Source organism: Desulfobacter curvatus DSM 3379, assembly GCF_000373985.1.
GTDB classification, from domain to species: domain Bacteria; phylum Desulfobacterota; class Desulfobacteria; order Desulfobacterales; family Desulfobacteraceae; genus Desulfobacter; species Desulfobacter curvatus.
This window is the reverse complement of the sequence record NZ_KB892979.1, coordinates 1-17,119: the sequence shown is the minus strand read 5'-3', so window position 1 is coordinate 17,119 and position 17,119 is coordinate 1. Positions and strand designations below refer to the sequence as shown.

Below are 17,119 nucleotides of genomic sequence, written 5' to 3'. Positions count from 1 at the left end.
TTATAAATCAACCAATGGTTTGGAGAACCGTCCCTAATTCTCTTTTTCCATGAAAAATTTTAAAATTTCATAAAAAAAGATTAAAAAATTTAATAAAATAGGAAACGCTTGTCAATCTATATTTTAGGAAACGCTTATCAATCTATTTTTTTTGTTTTAACCCTCGATGATGTGTCAATAAAGGTTCATGAAATCATTAAGTTACGGAGATCTATAAAAACCGCGAGGGGTATTTTATGCTCAATACGATTCCCATTTTTGCTTTCCGGGTAGACGGTTTTTATTGACCAGACTACTTTAATCAGATATTTATTCATAAACAAAAATAATAGAAAAAATATAAAATATTATTTAACCTTATGATTGACCGGATTCATCTGTCCATATTGAACGAAATTGACCGAAAGGGAACCTTGACAGCGGCAGCCCAAGCCCTTTGCCTGACCCAGCCGGCCCTGACCCACACCATGAAAAAACTTGAATCCAGTATCGGCACCCAACTCTGGCAAAAAGACGGCCGGGGGTTGCGCCTGACCCGGTCCGGCCGGTATTTACTGGGGGTTTCCCGTAAAATACTGCCCCAATTTGCTTTGGCCGAAAAGATGCTTGAGCAATATGCACAGGGCAAAAGGGGAATGTTGTGTATCGGAATGGAGTGTCATCCATGTTACCGCTGGTTTTCAACGATTGTTGCCCAATATCTTGCCCAGTGGACGGATGTGGAAGTTGATGTCAAACAGGAATTTCAATTTGATGGCATACAGGCGCTGCTGGATTTCGAAATCGATCTGCTCATCACCCCGGATCCTGTAATAAGAAAGACTCTTTCTTTTACGCCGGTCTTTGAGTATGAACATGTGTTGGCGGTTCCCCAAAACCATCCCCTGGCCCGGCGCGACCACATCCTTGCCCAAGATCTGCTGGACCAGGTGCTGATCACCTACCCCGTCCCCGTGGAACGTCTGGATATTTTCACCCGGTGTCTCATTCCGGCCCAATGTCGTCCCCAACAGCATAAAACCATTGAAACCACGGATATCATGCTCCAGATGGTGGCTGCGGGCAGAGGCGTCACAGCCCTGCCCCGCTGGCTGGTGGAAGAGAGTCAAAAAAGGTTTGGATTGAAAGCAATTTCCATCGGCCCGGGCGGCATCTGGAAAGAGATCAGTGTGGGCATCCGGGACCAGGACAGTACAACCGATTATATCCAAGGATTCATTGATCTTGCCGGATAGCAGCCATGGGCTGACCTTGGTCTATCGACACATAGGCTCAATCCACAACAAAGGATGAAAGCAATTCAACAACTTATTGTGACTTTCCTATAAAATCTGATATAAATTCTCCAACACAAAAAATTGGAAAATTGGCAGTGTGTAACAGCCTGTCGAATTAAAATTTACCAGGAGGCATAGGAACCCAAGTTGAACACACCCAAAAAGGCCATTCTCCAGAAGGGACAAGGCAGAACCCGGAAACTGGCCAAGCTTAAATATATTTACGAGCGGGAATCCCGCTATTTTGCCCAAGTTGCTGAAAGCGTCAAAAGCCTGGCTTTACAAGAGATCCAGGACCTTGGCGGAAAAAATGCACAGCCTGTATTCCGGGGCATCTGGTTTGAAGCGGATAAATCCACATTCTATAAAATAGTTTATCTTTCCCGTCTGGCATCACGGGTACTTGTGCCCCTGGTCGAGTTTGAATGCAAGGACAAGGATGCATTGTACAAGGGTGCCAAAACAATTCGATGGGAAGAGTTTTTAACCCCCAAAAAAACCTTTTCCATCGCGTCCAACGTGTCTGAGTCACAGATCACCCACTCCAATTTTGCAGGATTAAGAGTCAAGGACGCCATTGCCGATTATTTCAGGGACAGAACCAACCGCAGGCCTTCGGTAAATACCCAGGAGCCCTGGATCATGATCAATGTTCACGTGCATAAAGACCGGGCCACCATTTCCATTGACGCAGGTTCCGGGCCGTTGCACAAGCGGGGATACAGGGAAGCCAGGGTTTCGGCTCCCATGCAGGAAACCGTGGCTGCCGCCATTATCGCCCTGAGCGGATGGCATGGAGAAGAACCGTTGCTGGATCCCATGTGCGGGTCCGGGACCCTTCTGTGCGAAGCCCTGATGCATTACAGCCGGATTCCGGCCCAGGTTTTTCGTGAAGAGTTTGGATTTGAGCGCCTGCCCGATTTTAATGCCCGGGAATGGGAGGCGGTAAAAGCCTTAGCAGACAAAGCCATCCGGCCATTACCCAGGGGGCTTATCCGGGGAAGCGATATAGACGAAACTGCCGTTGAAGCAACAAGAACCAACCTGATGGGGCTTCACCATGGCGGAGAAATCGACGTTGATCTATCCGATTTCAGACAACTTGACCCGGTGAAAAACGCCGTCATTGTTACCAATCCCCCTTACGGTATCCGCATGGGCAAAGACCAGAACATGAAATTATTTTACAAAGACCTTGGCCTATTCTTAAAGGAAAAGTGCAAAAGCTGTACGGCCTATGTCTATTTCGGCGATCCGGGTTTTATCAAACATGTGCCCTTGGCCCCCTCATGGAAAAAAAATCTGGAAATCGGGGGGTTGGATGGTAAACTTGTAAAATACCAGTTATACTAATGTTTGAACGATAAGTCACCCATCTGCGGCGTTGCAGAAAAATATAAAATCCTCACAACCATAAGGTTGCTCCGGTTTTAAATTTTTCTGCGCCTTGCAGCTGGGCAACTTATCGTCCAAACACGAATTATAGTTTCATATAACCCCCTCTTTCGGGAAAAAATCTGATGGCAGACGAAACAGGCGCTGATGCATCTTCCATAAAAATATATCATGAACTCATGGCCTATAGGGTGATGGATATCCTTTTGGTATCCAGCCCCTATGATGCGTTTATTATGGAAGAAGAGGGCCGGCTTTCAAACCGGATTATAAATCAATACAAGGGTCTGAATCTGTCTAAACCCCCGAAACTGACCCTTGCATTCTCGGTCACGGAAGCCTTTGAGCATCTTGAACAAAAACCTTTTGACCTGATACTTGCCATGCCGGGACTGGCCGGGATGGATGTCTACACATTCGGCAGACAGGTGAAAGAGCAATATTCACAGATCCCATTTTACCTGCTGTTTCACAACACCTGGGATATTAATCGGCATGCGAATGAAGACCGGCAAGCCCCTGTTGACCGGACCTATATATGGGGAGGAAAGGCCGACCTGCTGCTAGCCATTATAAAAAATTTTGAAGATGAAAAAAATGTGGCCTTTGACACAAACAATGCAAAGGTCAGGGTTATTATAATAGTAGAGGATTCCCCCTATCATTACTCTTCCTTATTGCCGGTTCTATACAAACATATCGTCATCCAGACCCAGTCGGTCATGGATGATTCCATTAATGAAGAGCAAAGGATTTTAAAGAGGCGAGGTCGCCCCAAACTCCTTGTGGCCCATGATTATGAACAGGCCATGACCCTGTTCGAGCGCTACAAACCCTATGTCCTCAGCGTTTTCACGGATATGCGCTACGCCATTAACGGGCAGGAAGACCCCCATGCCGGTTGCAAACTTTTAACCCGGATCAAATCGGAAATTCCGGATCTGCCCACCCTGATCCTGAGTACGCAGGAGAAAAATCGAAACATTGCCGCAGCCATACCTGCCCAATTTATTAATAAAAACTCCAACAATCTCCATGACCAGATCAAAAGTTTTTTTGTCACACATTTAGGATTCGGGGCGTTTGTGTTTCGCATGCCGGACAACAGTGAAATCGCCCGGGCTTCCAATTTAAGGGAAGTTGAAAAACTGCTGCCGGATATACCCGATGCATCCGTGCTCCACCATGCCAGGCACAATGATTTTTCCCGATGGCTGCTTGCCCGCAGCGAAGTCGATTTTGCCCTGAGCCTTAAACCCTATACCATTAAAGATTTCACCGACGCATCAGAAATTAAGCGATTTCTCATAGAGCGCATCCGTAACCGCCGTAAAGACTCACGCCAGGGACTTGTCATTGAATTTGATCCTGAAAAATTTGACTTGGACACGGATTTCGTGAAAATTGGAACCGGGTCATTAGGGGGCAAGGCCAGAGGGCTTGCGTTCATGTCCCATCAACTGGGCGTAGATCCCTCTTTGAAGCAAAAGTTTCCGGACATTGACATTACCATTCCCCAGACCTTTGTCATTGCCACGGACGGATTCAACATGTTTGTGGAGGAGAACAAGCTGACCCGGCTTATAGAGCAGGATAAGGTACCGGATGACGCCCAGGTGACAGAGCGATTTCTCCAAGCGGAACTGCCCCGCCCCCTGGAAATGAATTTAAGGGCGTATATTGAACATGTGCATTATCCCATTGCCGTCAGATCTTCGTCCCTGTTTGAGGACGCCCATTACCAGCCCTTTGCGGGAATTTATAAAACCTATATGCTGCCCAATTCCGGCACAAACACTGAAAAACGTCTTGAGCACCTGATCACGGCGGTAAAGCTGGTATATGCCTCAACCTATCTGAAAGCCCCGAGATCCTATGCCCAGTCCACCATGCACAGAACCGAGGACGAAGAGATGGCCGTGGTACTCCAGCAGATCACCGGAACCCGGCACAAAAATTATTTTTACCCTTCTATCTCAGGGGTCGTCCAGTCCTATAATTTCTATCCCATTGCCCACCTCAACGCCGAAGACGGCATTTCCTACATTGCGCTGGGACTTGGAAAAATTGTCATGGACGGCGGAAAAACCCTCCGGCTCTGTCCGAAGTATCCACAGTTTCTGCCCCAGTTTTCCATGGTTGATGATATTCTGGAAAACTCACAGAAATATTTTTACGCCCTGAAAATGGATGAAATCCCGACCCATGAAAAATTTTTCGGCATTGGTGAGGATCCATGTCTGACCCGGCTGGACATTGTCGATACCAAGGATCATCCGGCCGTCCGGATGCTTTGCTCCACCTTTAATATGCAGGATAACCGTATCCGGGACCGGTTTTCCGACAAGGAGTTTCCTGTGCTCACCTTTGCCAATATTCTAAAATATAACGCTTTCCCACTGGCGGACATCCTGGCCGAAGTCACAGCCCTGGGGACCCGCTGGATGGGCGCATCCGTTGACTTGGAATTTGCCGTGGACCTTCCCGTTGAAGGTGTCCGGTCAAAACCGCGCTTCTCCCTGCTGCAAATCCGGCCCATGTGCCAATACGAGCGGAACCTTGGGGTAACAATCTTAGAAACGGACATTGAAAACGCATTCTGCCATTCAACCCGTTCCCTTGGCAACGGCGAATACAAAGATATACGAGATATCGTGTATGTGGATCCCAAAACCTTTGAATCGGATAGAATGTCTTTGGTGGCAGGGGAAATTAACAAAATCAATGCCATGTTCAATGATACCGGAACAAAATATGTACTCATCGGACCGGGACGATGGGGGTCTTCGGACCGGTGGCTGGGCATTCCCGTAGTATGGAGCGATATTTCCAACGTGGGGGTCATGGTGGAAACCACCATTGAAAGCGTCAAGGCGGATTTTTCCCAGGGCTCCCATTTTTTTCAGAATATCACCGCCCTTGGCATTCCTTATATAACCGTACAGGACAGAGGCAATGATTTTATTGATTATGATTTTCTTGCCGGCCGGGAACCGGTTACTACCAAACGGTATTTGAAACACATCCGGTTTGACAGGCCCCTAAAAATTCTGGTAGACGGAACAATCTCCCAAGCCGTAATAATGCAGGGCCTTGACGAATCCGAAAACGATATCATGGATGATATTCCAATAATAACAGACATGGGCTGACCGGGTCTATCGAGCCCCAGACTCAGCCCACAACGAATGTTGAAAGATCTGTGTGGGTTACACAGATCTTTCATATAAAAACCTCACCATAAGGATGGATACATGAAAATTCTCATCGTGGATGACGAAAATATATCCAGAAATATTCTGCTCTCAAAAATGACAGATATGGGTACCTGCGTGGCCGTGAACAACGCCAAAGACGCCTTGGCGGAACTTGACAAGGCAAAGGCGGAAAACAAACCCTTTGATCTCATCACCCTTGATGTATCCATGCCCGGCATGGGCGGTCAGGAACTTCTTGAACATATCCGCAAAAAAGAGAATGAGGACAAAATTCCCAAAAAAGACCGGGTAAAAATTATAATGATAACCGCCCGGATGAACCTGGGCACAATCAATGCCTGCATCAAACGCGGGTGCAACGGGTACCTTACAAAACCGATAAGCCAGGTTCAGTTGATCCAAAGTCTGTCCCAAATGGGCTTTGAGCCTGCCACCGCAGAAAAAAACAACGAAGAAAGCATGTCCCACAGTGCCTGTGTGGCTGAGATTATCAAACGGTTTTATTCGGGAAAAATCATACTGCCGGTGTTCCCGGGCATTGTCAAGGAGATTGAGGAGCTGCTGACCGGAAAAGACCCCTCTGTTGATGATCTGGCAAAAATCGTAGGAAAGGATCTGGTGATCTCAAGCAAACTTATTACCATTGCCAACTCCTCACTTTACAAAGGCCTGGACGATGTAACCAGCCTGAATGGCGCGCTGGTGAGGCTTGGCCTTAAACGCACCCTGGGTGTATGTTCGGCCCTTGCAACCAAAAATCTTTTTGATTCAGACGATGAAGCGCTTAAATCAGAAATGGACAAACTATGGGTTCACTCCTTTGCTGTGGCCACACTGGCAAGACGCTTGGCCGAAGAAAAAGAGTTTGACAACCTGGAAACCATTTTTCTGATGGGCCTGGTCCATGATATCGGTAAAATGCTTTTGATGAAGGTCTTTGTGGACATGTATCCGGATCTCCCTATTACTGATGAGGATCTGCAGCGTGCCATTCACGAAATCCACACCACCTTTGGCGGGGTTCTGCTGAAAAAAATGAACTTTTCCAAACAGATTATAAAAATTGCCGAATTTCACCACTGGGACCAGTTTGAAGAGAATACGGACAAGGAGCTGCTTGTGCTCAGCCTTGCGGATTCCCTTGCCAGGGAACTGGGGTTCCTCTTTTTTTTAGAAAAGAATGAAAACAATGACTCTGAGTTGGAAGAAGGCGATCTTACCCTGGAAACCAACGATGAATTTGAACTGGACCACGATCAAGTCATTAGGGACCTGTCCGGCCTGTCTGCACTGAAAATTCTGGAGCTGGATCCTGAAAAGGTTTTTTCAATCATTGAAGAAATCCATCCCATGATCAAGGAGACCTCCCGTGCGTTCTGATGCCCGAACCGGCATCAGTCCAGCCCGGCCGCTTTGGCGTTCAGGGCATAGGGCATAGTCCGAAGCAATGATCCGCTTGTCGTCATCAACAGCCAGCAGCGCCCAGGTCGGCGGAGCGATGATGTTTACCCCTTGGGTTTTCAGGTCCACTAAATCAGCGACACTCGGATAACCTTCGTCCGGGCTGTCGATGTCGTCAAGATAAACCGCCTGTTTGCCGAACTCTGCCTCGGTTTCGATCCAATAAAGCACGTCATTCAGATTGAACGACTGGGCAAAGACGTCTTTCGGCGAAACCCCGGCGGCTTTATATTCGTCAATCATTTGTTGTGCATAATCTTCCTGGGTGTAGCCAGGTGTCATTTCGATGCTCGGTGCTTTGAGTTCCGGGGTCATTTTAACATCTAAGCTTTTAAAAAGTTCGATGCTTTCAGCATGGGTGACAAGAGTCCCTTTCGCGCTGTAAAGATCAGTGCGCCAGTTCGGGGTGGCGTTCATATATTCTTCCAAAGTCGTGGCGTTGATATTACAGAAATCCATTTTCCCCTGAAGCGTTTTGAACTCTTCAAGGGTGATGTCGCTGGTGCAGCATTTTATATCTGCAGCGTTGGTGAGGTTTCCATCAGCATCGAATTCGGGAGGAACGCTGCATTTCCGGGCCAAATCGGTAGCCAGGATGTTGGTCGTGGTGTTCAGATCGCACTGGGAATGGCGGCAGACCAGCGCATGATCTCGGGTGAACGTAACATCACACTCTAAAACACCTGCGCCCATGCGTGCGGCTGCCTTATACGATTCGACCGTATGTTCAGGAAATTGAAGGCCTGTGCCACGATGGCCAATTGAAAACTATGCTGATTATAACGGATTTTGGGGACCTGTCCGTAAGCCCCCCAAAGAACCCGAAATTAAAAGGTTATGAAGCCAGTTTTCGTGATACTTAAATTCGTTAACGCTTTCAAAAGAACTCACATAGCCTTTTTGCTTTACCGTCCATGGATTGACTGGCGCAAAATTTTGGATAAGAGTCCAGGCACGTGCTGAGATTAGCAGCTTTCATAGTGCCATGAAAATACTTGGTACTGAATAAATGACGGTCCATCCGCTGCATCAGCCGATCAACCATGTTGCTCGTTCTATGTGAGCCAGGGAAATCATAGGTTTGAGAAAACTGTGGAAGATTTTCCCTGAGCTTCTTGATCTTGGCTGAAATGACGGCCGGTACTTCATTGTCCATATTTTGACACCATTCAGAAAGCCTGCGAACTCTCTGTGAGAATGATCTCTTGGATTCTGCCCTGAAGCAATCCCATAACCTGGTGACCACATCTCCAAAAGACTCTTTGTATTTTTTTGCGAGACCGATCACGTATGCCAATAAAAATGTGTAAAAAGCAGGATAGCACAGTTATCTTGGGAAACAGTTTTTTCCAGGCTTTTTGCGTTGACGGCCATCCGTCGGTATTGACCGTATCCGGCCTATATTCCGGATTAATGCATTCAGCTTCCTTTTTAAAAACACCGTATGCTTTTTGAAGATCTTTGCCGGAGGCGGTTTCCGAGACACAGGCTCCTAAAATACAGTTACTTCCGACCATCGTGGCAATATAGGTCTTTTGTCCGAGAAGACGGGTGTGTTTTTCATCAGCAGAAAGATGCTGGGGCATTTTCTCTGGAGATTTGATAGTGGTTCCAACGAGGCTGTATCGACCAATAGTTGCCTCAAGGCGATACCAATACATGGCATTTTTCCCAAAACAGTGACTCAGAGCCCAAAACGGAACTGCAAATTTACGCAAAAATAAGGGTTTTTCAACATCTTTTACAAATCCAGTCATATAGGGCATAGCAAAAGACGGCCTTATTGTATAACTGATACCAGCAATGGTTATTCTCCTAATTGTTAATTTCATTTTTTTGGAGACTCTTGCATCCTTCATTTTGTATCCGAAGGCGATTTCAGGCGGAAAAATATTGGGATACTCCTTGATTGCCACGTCCAATATTATCCGAAATTCAATGGCATGTTGAATGAGCAGGCAATATTGTGCTTGACAAATGTGCATACAAATAGTTCGATTCAGTCGGAGAGCAGTGTTAGAGGCTGGGGGCATCATTTTTCCTATTTGTTATAGTTGCTGTTGAGCACTTCAACCATAACGCAGAAAATGATTTTTTTCAGTCTATTTCATCGCTCTCCGACTTAGTCCCCCAAATCCGTTATAATCAGAAAAGATGATCAAGTCCATTTTGGGTAACATGCCGTTTGAAGCGGCGGGACTACTCTTCAAGAGAACTCCAGCCACCCCCCAGTGCCTTGTAGAGCCGAACGGTATTCTGGCTTACCGTGCCTTCGCAGACGGCGAGCTCTTCCTGGAAGCTGAGCAGCGAACGCTGGGCATCAAGCACATTGTTGAAGTCGGAAAGGCCATTGCGGTATTGATCCTGGGCCAATTCCTCCGCAGCACGGGCCGCTTCAACAGCGTCCCTGAGCGAAGCGCTGCGCTCTTTTTCCTTACGGTAATTTATCAGCGCATCACGCACTTCCTGAACGGCATTCAGTACTGCCGCTTCGTATGCATACAGGTACTGTTCCTGTACCGCTTCCTGAATTTTAATATTATTACGAATAGAACCGGAGTAAAAAATCGGCCAGCGTATGCCGGGGATAATGCTGTATTTCCCACTGTCGGACTCGAAAAGGGTAGATGCCTGCAAAGACTCCAATCCGATGGATCCGGTCAGTGTAAACCTGGGATAAAGATCGGCCACGGCAACACCGATTCGTGCTGTCTGGGCTGCCAGTTCCCGCTCGGCGCGCCGGATATCCGGGCGGCGGCGCAACAGGTCTGCGGGAATGCCTTCAAGCACCAGATCAGATTGCGGTATCCGGTCGATATTAGGGGTCTGCAAAGCGCCCGGCATTTCGCCTGCCAGTACCGATAAAGCATTCCGGGCACTTTCCAGTCCGGCTTCCAGGGTGGGGATTGCGGCCCGTGTGCTTTCCAGATTATAACGCGCCTGCTGTACGGCCAGTCCGTTGCTTAAGCCGGCGTTAAAACGGTCGGAAAGAATTTCAAAGGTCTCCTGCTGGGCTTCCAGGTTGGCCCGGGATACGGTCAGTCGGTGTTGGTAGGTGCAGATGCTGAGATAGGCGATCGCTGTCTCCGCGGCCACGCTGACCCGGACATCATCCAGCCCGACCCGGATCGCGTCCCAGTCCGCAAGGGCCGCTTCAACGGCACGCTTGGTCCCGCCAAAAATGTCTATTTCCCAGACTGCATCGAATCCGGTGCTGTAAAGCGTGGTGGCACCGGTGTCCGACATACCGTTTGCCGAAGACTCGGAGCGGGTGATACTGCCGCTTAGATCGACGGTCGGCCCGTAGGCGGCCCTGGTCCGGGCCAGCTGGGCACGGGCTTGGCGGACCCGGGCCACGGCTGTCTTGAGGTCGTGGTTGTTGTTCAACGCCCGTTGGACCATATCGGTCAGCCCCGGATCATTGAATTGGTTCCACCATTGGGCCGCATCCACCTCCACTTCCCGTGTGTCGGGAATATCCGGAAGGGCCGGCCGCTGATAGTCCGGTCCCACTGTCATGCAACCGGTCATGATCACCGGCAATAATAATACCAGCAACACGGAGATATTCTTCGTCGTCCAGCGGTTTCGCACGACGTACATCTTTTCCCGGAACCTCTGGAACATCACAAAAAGTGCCGGAATCAGCAAAATTCCAAACAAGGTGGCGGCTACCATCCCGGAGAACACCGTGGTACCGATGACCTGGCGGCTGGCAGAGCCGGCGCCGCTGGCAAACACCATGGGCAGCACGCCGAGGATGAAGGTGAAGGCGGTCATCAATACGGCACGGAACCGCTGCTTGGCCCCATCGGCGGCCGCATCAATGATGGACAGGCCTTCTTCCCGCCGGGCTTTGGAAAATTCAACGATAAGAATCGCGTTTTTGCTGGCCAGGCCCACCAGCAGAATCACACCGAGCTGGGCATAGATACTTAGTGGTAATTTGACCACTATCAGACCGGCCAGGGCGCCAAGCACGGCCACTGAGGTTGAAAGGATTACCGGCAGCGGCGTGGTCCAGCTTTCATATTGCGCCACAAGAAAAAGATAGGCAAAGATAATGGCCATAAGGAAAATCAGGTTGGCTGATCCTGCGGCGGTGGCTTCCTGGTAGCTCAATCCCGACCAGTCAAAGGTATAGCCTTCGGGCAATGTTGTTTCTGCAAGCTTGGAAACCTTCAACATCGAATCGCCGCTGCTGACCATCGGTGCTGTAAAAGCAGTGATGCCGGCGGCCGGGAACTTGTTGTAGCGTTCGACCATTCGCGGTGCCAGGGTGGTTCTTATCTTAACCAGGCTGCCCAGCGGTACTATGGCGCCGGTGCGGCTTTTTATATGGATATTGTCCAGGGCCTCAATGTTCTTCCGGTGGGCCCAGTCAGCCTGGATAATGGCCTTGTTCACCTGTCCGTCAAAGTTGACATCATTCACATAAAATGAACCCAGATAGTTCTGCAGTGCACTGAAAATAGTGCTGACATCGACCTGCATCAACGCGGCTTTGGTGCGGTTCACATCCAGATAGAGGTGGGGCGTTGCAGCGGAATAGGCACTGAAGCCGAACATAATTTCCGGGGCCATGTTAAGTTGCATCAAAAAGTTGTTCATAACAGACTGGAGCTGCTGGGGATCGTTGTCCCCTGTGGCCTGAAGACGAATGTCCAAGCCCCCGCTGTTGCCCAGGCCCATGATGGCGGGGGGCACAAACAGGTTGAGCTGGGCTCCGGGCTCCGCAGCCAGGCGTCCCTGTAGTTTTTGCTGGATGGCCGTAATGCTCAATCCGGGAGATTCCCGCCTGCTCCAATGGTCAAGGCCGAACATGAAGAAGGCCACATTCTCGGCAGAACCGCCCATCATGCTGAAACCGGTGACCTGAATGGTGTACTCAATTCCCGGTTCATCCTGCAGCGGTGTCAACACATGTTCCAGCAGCGCCTCGGTGCGGGTTCGGGTGGCGCCTTCGGGCAGCTGTGCCATCCCGAAAATGACGCCCTGGTCTTCATCGGGCAGGAAGGATGACGAGCTGGTGTTGAACAGGAAATAGGTAACGCCGAATACACCAAGCAGGATCAGGGTGGTCAAAATCAGTTTGCGGGCAATAAAGATGCTGGCGGAGACATAGCTGCCCCGTACGTGGTTTAGTACGGTATTGAACCAGTGCTTCGGCCCCCGTTGTTCGGGTTTAGACACCTGAAGAAAGGTCGCACAGAGCGCAGGACTGAGTGTGAGGGCGTTGAGCGTGGAAAAGAAGACCGCTGCTGAAATCGACACAGCGAACTGCTGGTAAATTTTGCCGGTTATGCCTGCCATAAATCCAATGGGAACAAAAATGGACAGCAGTACCAACGTGGTGGCAATGACCGCTCCGCTGACTTGCTGCATCGCTTTTACGGCTGCACTTTTTTGGTCCAGCCCTTCGCTTTCCATCAGCTCCATGACCCGCTCAACCACCACGATGGCGTCATCCACCACCAGGCCGATGGCCAGTACCAGGCCGAAGAGCGTCAGTGTGTTGATGCTGTAGCCGAAGGCAGCCAGCACCATGAAGGTGGCGCATAGCGAGACCGGTATGGTGATGGATGGAATCAGTGTGGCCCGCCAGTTCTGCAAAAAAACATAACAGACGATAACCACGAGCAGGAAGGTCAGCGCCAGGGTGGATACGATTTCACGGATGCTGGTGCGGACAAATTTCGAGGCGTCATAGGACAGCACGGCTTCAAGGCCTTCGGGATAATCCTTTTCGAGGCGTTTCATTACCGTCTGCAGCTCATCCATGGTGTCAAGGGCGTTGGAACCCGGAGTCCGGCTTAAGCCCAGCGCCACACAGGGTGCGTTGTTGTATTTGGCGGAAAATAGATAGTTGTCAGAGCCTTTTTCGATGCGTGCCACATCCTTGAGGTAGACAACGGCACCGTCTGTGCCGGTGCGCACCACGATGTTGCCAAAGGATTCTGTGTCGTTGAGCCGTCCTTGGGCGGTCAGGGTAAAGGCGACCTGTCCGGAGCCGTCGTCCGGGGTGGAGCCGATGGCGCCGATGGAGGCCTGCACATTCTGGTTGCGTATGGCTGCCGTTATTTCATCGACGCCGATACCGAGTGCGGAGATGCGGTCGGAATCAAGCCAGACGCGCATGCTGTATTTGGGACCGTAAACCTGTGCCCGGCTGACGCCAGGGATCCGTTCAAAGGCAGGCTGGATCATTTTATAGGTGTAGTCACTCATTACCTGTTCATCAAGACTTGCGTCGGGGGAGCGGACAATCACGAAGCCGAGCATGTCGGCTGATTCTGTTTCCACCGTCACGCCCTCCTGCACAACTTCGCTGGGCAGCATAGGTTCGGCCTGGGACACACGGTTCTGTACCTTTACCTGGGCCATATCCGGATCAGTACCCACAGCAAACGTTACGGTGAGCGAGTAGCTTCCCGAATTGTCAGAGGTCGATGACATGTAAATCATGTTTTGTACGCCGTTCACGGCATCTTCAATGGGTCCGGCCACGATGTCGGCCATGACTTCGGCACTGGCACCGGGGTAGCTTGCACGCACCACGATTTGCGGGGGGGTGACCTGGGGATACTGGGTAATGGGCAGGGAGGTGATCGAAAGAATCCCTGCCAGCATCAGGACAATGGAAACCACACCCGCCAGGCGCGGGCGGTCAATGAATATGCGTGAAATCATTGTCCGGCCTCCTGCAAAGTTACCTGGGCGGTCATGCCGGGCCGCACTTTTTGCACACCGTCAACCACGATACGGTCACCGGCCTTCAGTCCGGAAAGCACCACAAAGTCTCCTTCAACCGAGTCTCCGGTCTCAACCCGGGCGGTGCCAATCTGTCCCTCTCCGTTGACTGTCAGCACATAGGAACCCTTTGGGTCAAGCAACAGTGCCCGCTGGGGGATCCGGATGCCCATGGGGCGTTGCCGGGATCCAAGCAGAATGTTGACATAGCCGCCGGGGACCAGTTGTCCGTCGGGATTATCGAACAGGTAGCGGACTGCCATGGTACCGGTTTCGGCATTCATAACGTTGTCGTCGAACTCTTTTTTGCCAATCAGCGGAAGCTGTGTACCGTTGGGCAGGCGAATGCGGGCAGCCTGATCGTCAGAGGCACCCGCCAGTTCCTGGGCACGAAAATCCAGGTACGCGCGGTCGGTCATGGAAAAAACTACACGGATGGGACTGATTTGCACAATGCGGGCAAGTTCGTTGGAGGCGGAAGTGACATAGTTACCCTTGGTTGCCTTGGCCAAGCCGATTCGGCCGCTGATCGGCGCCCGCACTTTGGCATACCCCAAGTCAATTTTGGCCAGGTTCAAATTGGCCTCCGCCTGTTTCAGGCTGGCCTCGGCCTGCAACTGGTCGCTTTCCGCAGTGTCGAGATTCGACTGAGAAACGCTGCGTTTATTTGCCTCACGCATACGCTTGAAGTATTTTTTTGCACGGTTCAGTTCGGCTATTGCACTGGCCAGCTCTGCCTGGCGAACGTCAACTTTGGCCTGGTATTGTTTCTGGTCAATGGTGAAGAGCAGGTCGCCTTCTTTCACAAAAGATCCCTCCGTGAAATGGACATCATCAATGTACCCCGAAACTTCCGAGCGGACCATAACTTCCTGCACCGGCTCCACCGTTGCAATATGGTCGTCAAGCACATCCAGGGGCTTCTCTTTCAGCTCAACTGCGACTACCGCAGGCGGCGGCATTTGGCCCATTTCCATCATGCCCGGCCCCTGGTCGCCTGAAGGAATAACCAGATTGATAACATAACCCACGCTGATCAAAATGATCGCGATCACCGCGTTTCCTACTGCCTTTCCCATTAGATTTTTCCTTTATAAGAACGTCTGGGTAAGTTACTCAGATCTTTCAAGCTTTGTTGTGGGCTATGCCTTGCAATTGATATGTCAGGTCAGCCCGTGGCTGTTATATTGACGTGCGATGCCTCAGATGGAAAGCGGGCCGAACAGCAGGTCAAAACTTTCCAGGACCACTTCCACAAATTTATTCAGATCATACTCGCCGTACATGGCCAAATGCATTGCGCCTATCCAAGATGAAGCGAAACACAGCGCAAGGGACCGGGCGTCCTTTTCTTTACTTAGCGCGCCTTTTTCCTGCAACCGCACAAGTTTTTCTTCAAATTCCTTCATTGGATCAACGCGCAGTTCCGCTAATTTTTCATGCACTTCCGCCATGAGCTCGGTTGACCATTCAATCTGGAAACCACAGAAAAACTCAAACTTCCAGGCCTCCTCATCACTAACAAAGGTATTGGCAAATTCGGCGATTCCCCGGCGCAGGTCTGCTACGCTTTCCAGCATCATATTTTCAAAGAGATTGTACTGTTTTTCTTCACCATATGAGATCATAGCAGCCAAAAGTTCAGGTTTTGTTTTGAAGTGCCAATAAACCGCACCCTTTGTCAATCCTATCTCATTGGCAATATCCACGAACGTGGTTTTTGAATAGCCCTTTTCAGAACAGATCTTCAGCGCGGCATCCAGAATTTGCTGCCGTGTCTTCTGCGCCTCTTTTTTTGTTTTTCTCGCCATAGATTGCCCCTCAATTTAATGGTCCGCATTATATATACCTTCAGGTAGGTATGCAATGGGGATTTTGAAAATGACGCCTATGATGCTGTGGGAAGGTTTGGCCTTGAGCCCATCTGCTTTTTCGTGCAGCCACAAAGCGTAGCTAAATTTGTTAAAAACCATATAAAATTATCGATAAACATTGTATAGTAAATAATCATATAGCTTTATGAAATTTTCGTCAGTTGCTGCCTGGATATTCGAAGACTATTCTGATTTGTTATTGTATGACGATTTCTTTCGTCTTTGTAAGAGGTTATATGTCTATCATTAATCTAATTAAGAGGAGAAATCATGGAAGTTAAAGACTATTGTAAAGTAATGTTGGCTGAAGTGACTGCTTGGAAACAAAAATTAGACGCTATGAAAAAGGTTGCAGATAATTATGATTCTGCAGAAAAAGAAAAAATGGCACCATTCATAGGGCAGATTGAACAAGAGATAGCGGCTGCTCAGGACCGCCTTGATCAACTGAAAAATGAATGCCCGGCAGACTGGTCTCCGATGAAAAAGGACCTGGATAGTTTATTCGGAACTGTCGGTGATAGCGTTGACAAGGCCTGGAGAGATTTTGACCTGGGTTGGGTAGACGTTGAAACCCTTGATAATTAACGTCGGCGGTAAAAAAATTCATAATTTTTGATTTCAAATACACTTTAAGGCCTCAGTTTTCAAAAATTGCGGCCTTTTTTGATTAAGATTAAGCATGATCGCCATAAAAAAGTATAACAAATATGAATGGTTTCGACTTTGATTGCATTGAGGTGGATGATGAACACTATGCTCAATTTTTAATAAATATTTTTGCCTGCATGCTTAAACCCTAAAATTGGTCTATCAACATCCAGGCTCAACTCACAACAAAACATGAGAGCAACGTATTGGTTCTTTCATATAACCCCCATGTCCTAGCGGACACAACGAAGCATGAAACACTTGCAAATTTTGAAAAATGGTCATAGCTATCAAATTTTTTTTCGACCAAGAAAATATAAGGAGATAGCCATGACCAAGAGATCAAAAAATAACACATTAATCCAAATCGTTCACCCAATTTGTTGTGGTTTGGATGTCCATAAAGACAAAATTTCGGCCTGTTTAATTACGGTTGATGATAATGGGAAAGAACAGCATGAGATTCGAGAGTTTTCATCATTTACTCAAGATT

The 17,119-nt window shown here is 49.1% G+C and carries 11 protein-coding genes and 1 pseudogene; 6 read left to right on the top strand and 6 right to left on the bottom strand.

Features of this window, described 5'->3' with window-relative positions:
- The first annotated feature begins 386 nt into the window (after positions 1-386).
- From B147_RS0107030 to B147_RS0107015, 4 genes are all read left to right on the top strand, one after another.
- Positions 387-1,235 carry a LysR family transcriptional regulator gene (locus tag B147_RS0107030; protein ID WP_211216922.1) on the top strand — a complete coding sequence of 283 codons (849 nt, stop codon included), beginning with the start codon at positions 387-389 and terminating at the stop codon, positions 1,233-1,235.
- 189 nt (positions 1,236-1,424) lie between these two features.
- Positions 1,425-2,630, top strand: a complete 1,206-nt coding sequence (locus B147_RS0107025; RefSeq protein WP_020586512.1) for a THUMP domain-containing class I SAM-dependent RNA methyltransferase — start codon at positions 1,425-1,427, stop codon at positions 2,628-2,630.
- A 167-nt stretch (positions 2,631-2,797) separates the two neighbouring features.
- Positions 2,798-5,824, top strand: coding sequence for a PEP/pyruvate-binding domain-containing protein (locus B147_RS0107020; RefSeq protein WP_020586511.1), 3,027 nt, complete (start codon positions 2,798-2,800; stop codon positions 5,822-5,824).
- A gap of 102 nt (positions 5,825-5,926) precedes the next feature.
- On the top strand, positions 5,927-7,270 hold the full coding sequence (locus tag B147_RS0107015; protein ID WP_020586510.1) for an HDOD domain-containing protein: 1,344 nt from the start codon (positions 5,927-5,929) through the stop codon (positions 7,268-7,270).
- Here the strand turns inward: B147_RS0107015 and B147_RS27695 are convergent.
- The 6 genes from B147_RS27695 to B147_RS30125 all read right to left on the bottom strand — a co-directional run bounded on the left by B147_RS27695 (position 7,217) and on the right by B147_RS30125 (position 15,912).
- Positions 7,217-8,113: a glycerophosphodiester phosphodiesterase family protein gene (locus tag B147_RS27695; RefSeq protein WP_083927831.1), complete on the bottom strand. Its 897-nt coding sequence runs from the start codon at positions 8,111-8,113 to the stop codon at positions 7,217-7,219. The two genes, B147_RS0107015 and B147_RS27695, sit on opposite strands and share 54 nt — an antisense overlap.
- Positions 8,114-8,228: 115 nt before the next feature.
- Positions 8,229-8,507: a hypothetical protein gene (locus B147_RS31040; RefSeq protein WP_020586508.1), complete on the bottom strand. Its 279-nt coding sequence runs from the start codon at positions 8,505-8,507 to the stop codon at positions 8,229-8,231.
- A 13-nt stretch (positions 8,508-8,520) separates the two neighbouring features.
- On the bottom strand, positions 8,521-9,267 hold the full coding sequence (locus tag B147_RS30130; RefSeq protein WP_157237807.1) for a hypothetical protein: 747 nt from the start codon (positions 9,265-9,267) through the stop codon (positions 8,521-8,523).
- A gap of 283 nt (positions 9,268-9,550) precedes the next feature.
- Positions 9,551-14,041 (bottom strand): efflux RND transporter permease subunit, encoded by a 4,491-nt coding sequence (locus B147_RS0106990; protein ID WP_020586506.1) that lies wholly within the window; start codon positions 14,039-14,041, stop codon positions 9,551-9,553.
- Positions 14,038-15,180 (bottom strand): efflux RND transporter periplasmic adaptor subunit, encoded by a 1,143-nt coding sequence (locus tag B147_RS0106985; RefSeq protein WP_020586505.1) that lies wholly within the window; start codon positions 15,178-15,180, stop codon positions 14,038-14,040. The genes B147_RS0106990 and B147_RS0106985 overlap by 4 nt, the downstream gene beginning before the upstream one ends.
- Before the next feature lie 123 nt (positions 15,181-15,303).
- Positions 15,304-15,912 carry a TetR family transcriptional regulator gene (locus B147_RS30125; RefSeq protein ID WP_020586504.1) on the bottom strand — a complete coding sequence of 203 codons (609 nt, stop codon included), beginning with the start codon at positions 15,910-15,912 and terminating at the stop codon, positions 15,304-15,306.
- Between the two features lie 333 nt (positions 15,913-16,245).
- On the opposite strand from B147_RS30125, the gene B147_RS0106975 reads away from it, so the two are divergent.
- Together B147_RS0106975 and B147_RS33445 are read left to right on the top strand one after the other, a co-directional pair.
- Positions 16,246-16,563 carry a sll1863 family stress response protein gene (locus B147_RS0106975; protein ID WP_020586503.1) on the top strand — a complete coding sequence of 106 codons (318 nt, stop codon included), beginning with the start codon at positions 16,246-16,248 and terminating at the stop codon, positions 16,561-16,563.
- 393 nt (positions 16,564-16,956) lie between these two features.
- Positions 16,957-17,119: pseudogene (locus B147_RS33445) on the top strand (IS110 family RNA-guided transposase); the annotation flags it as partial.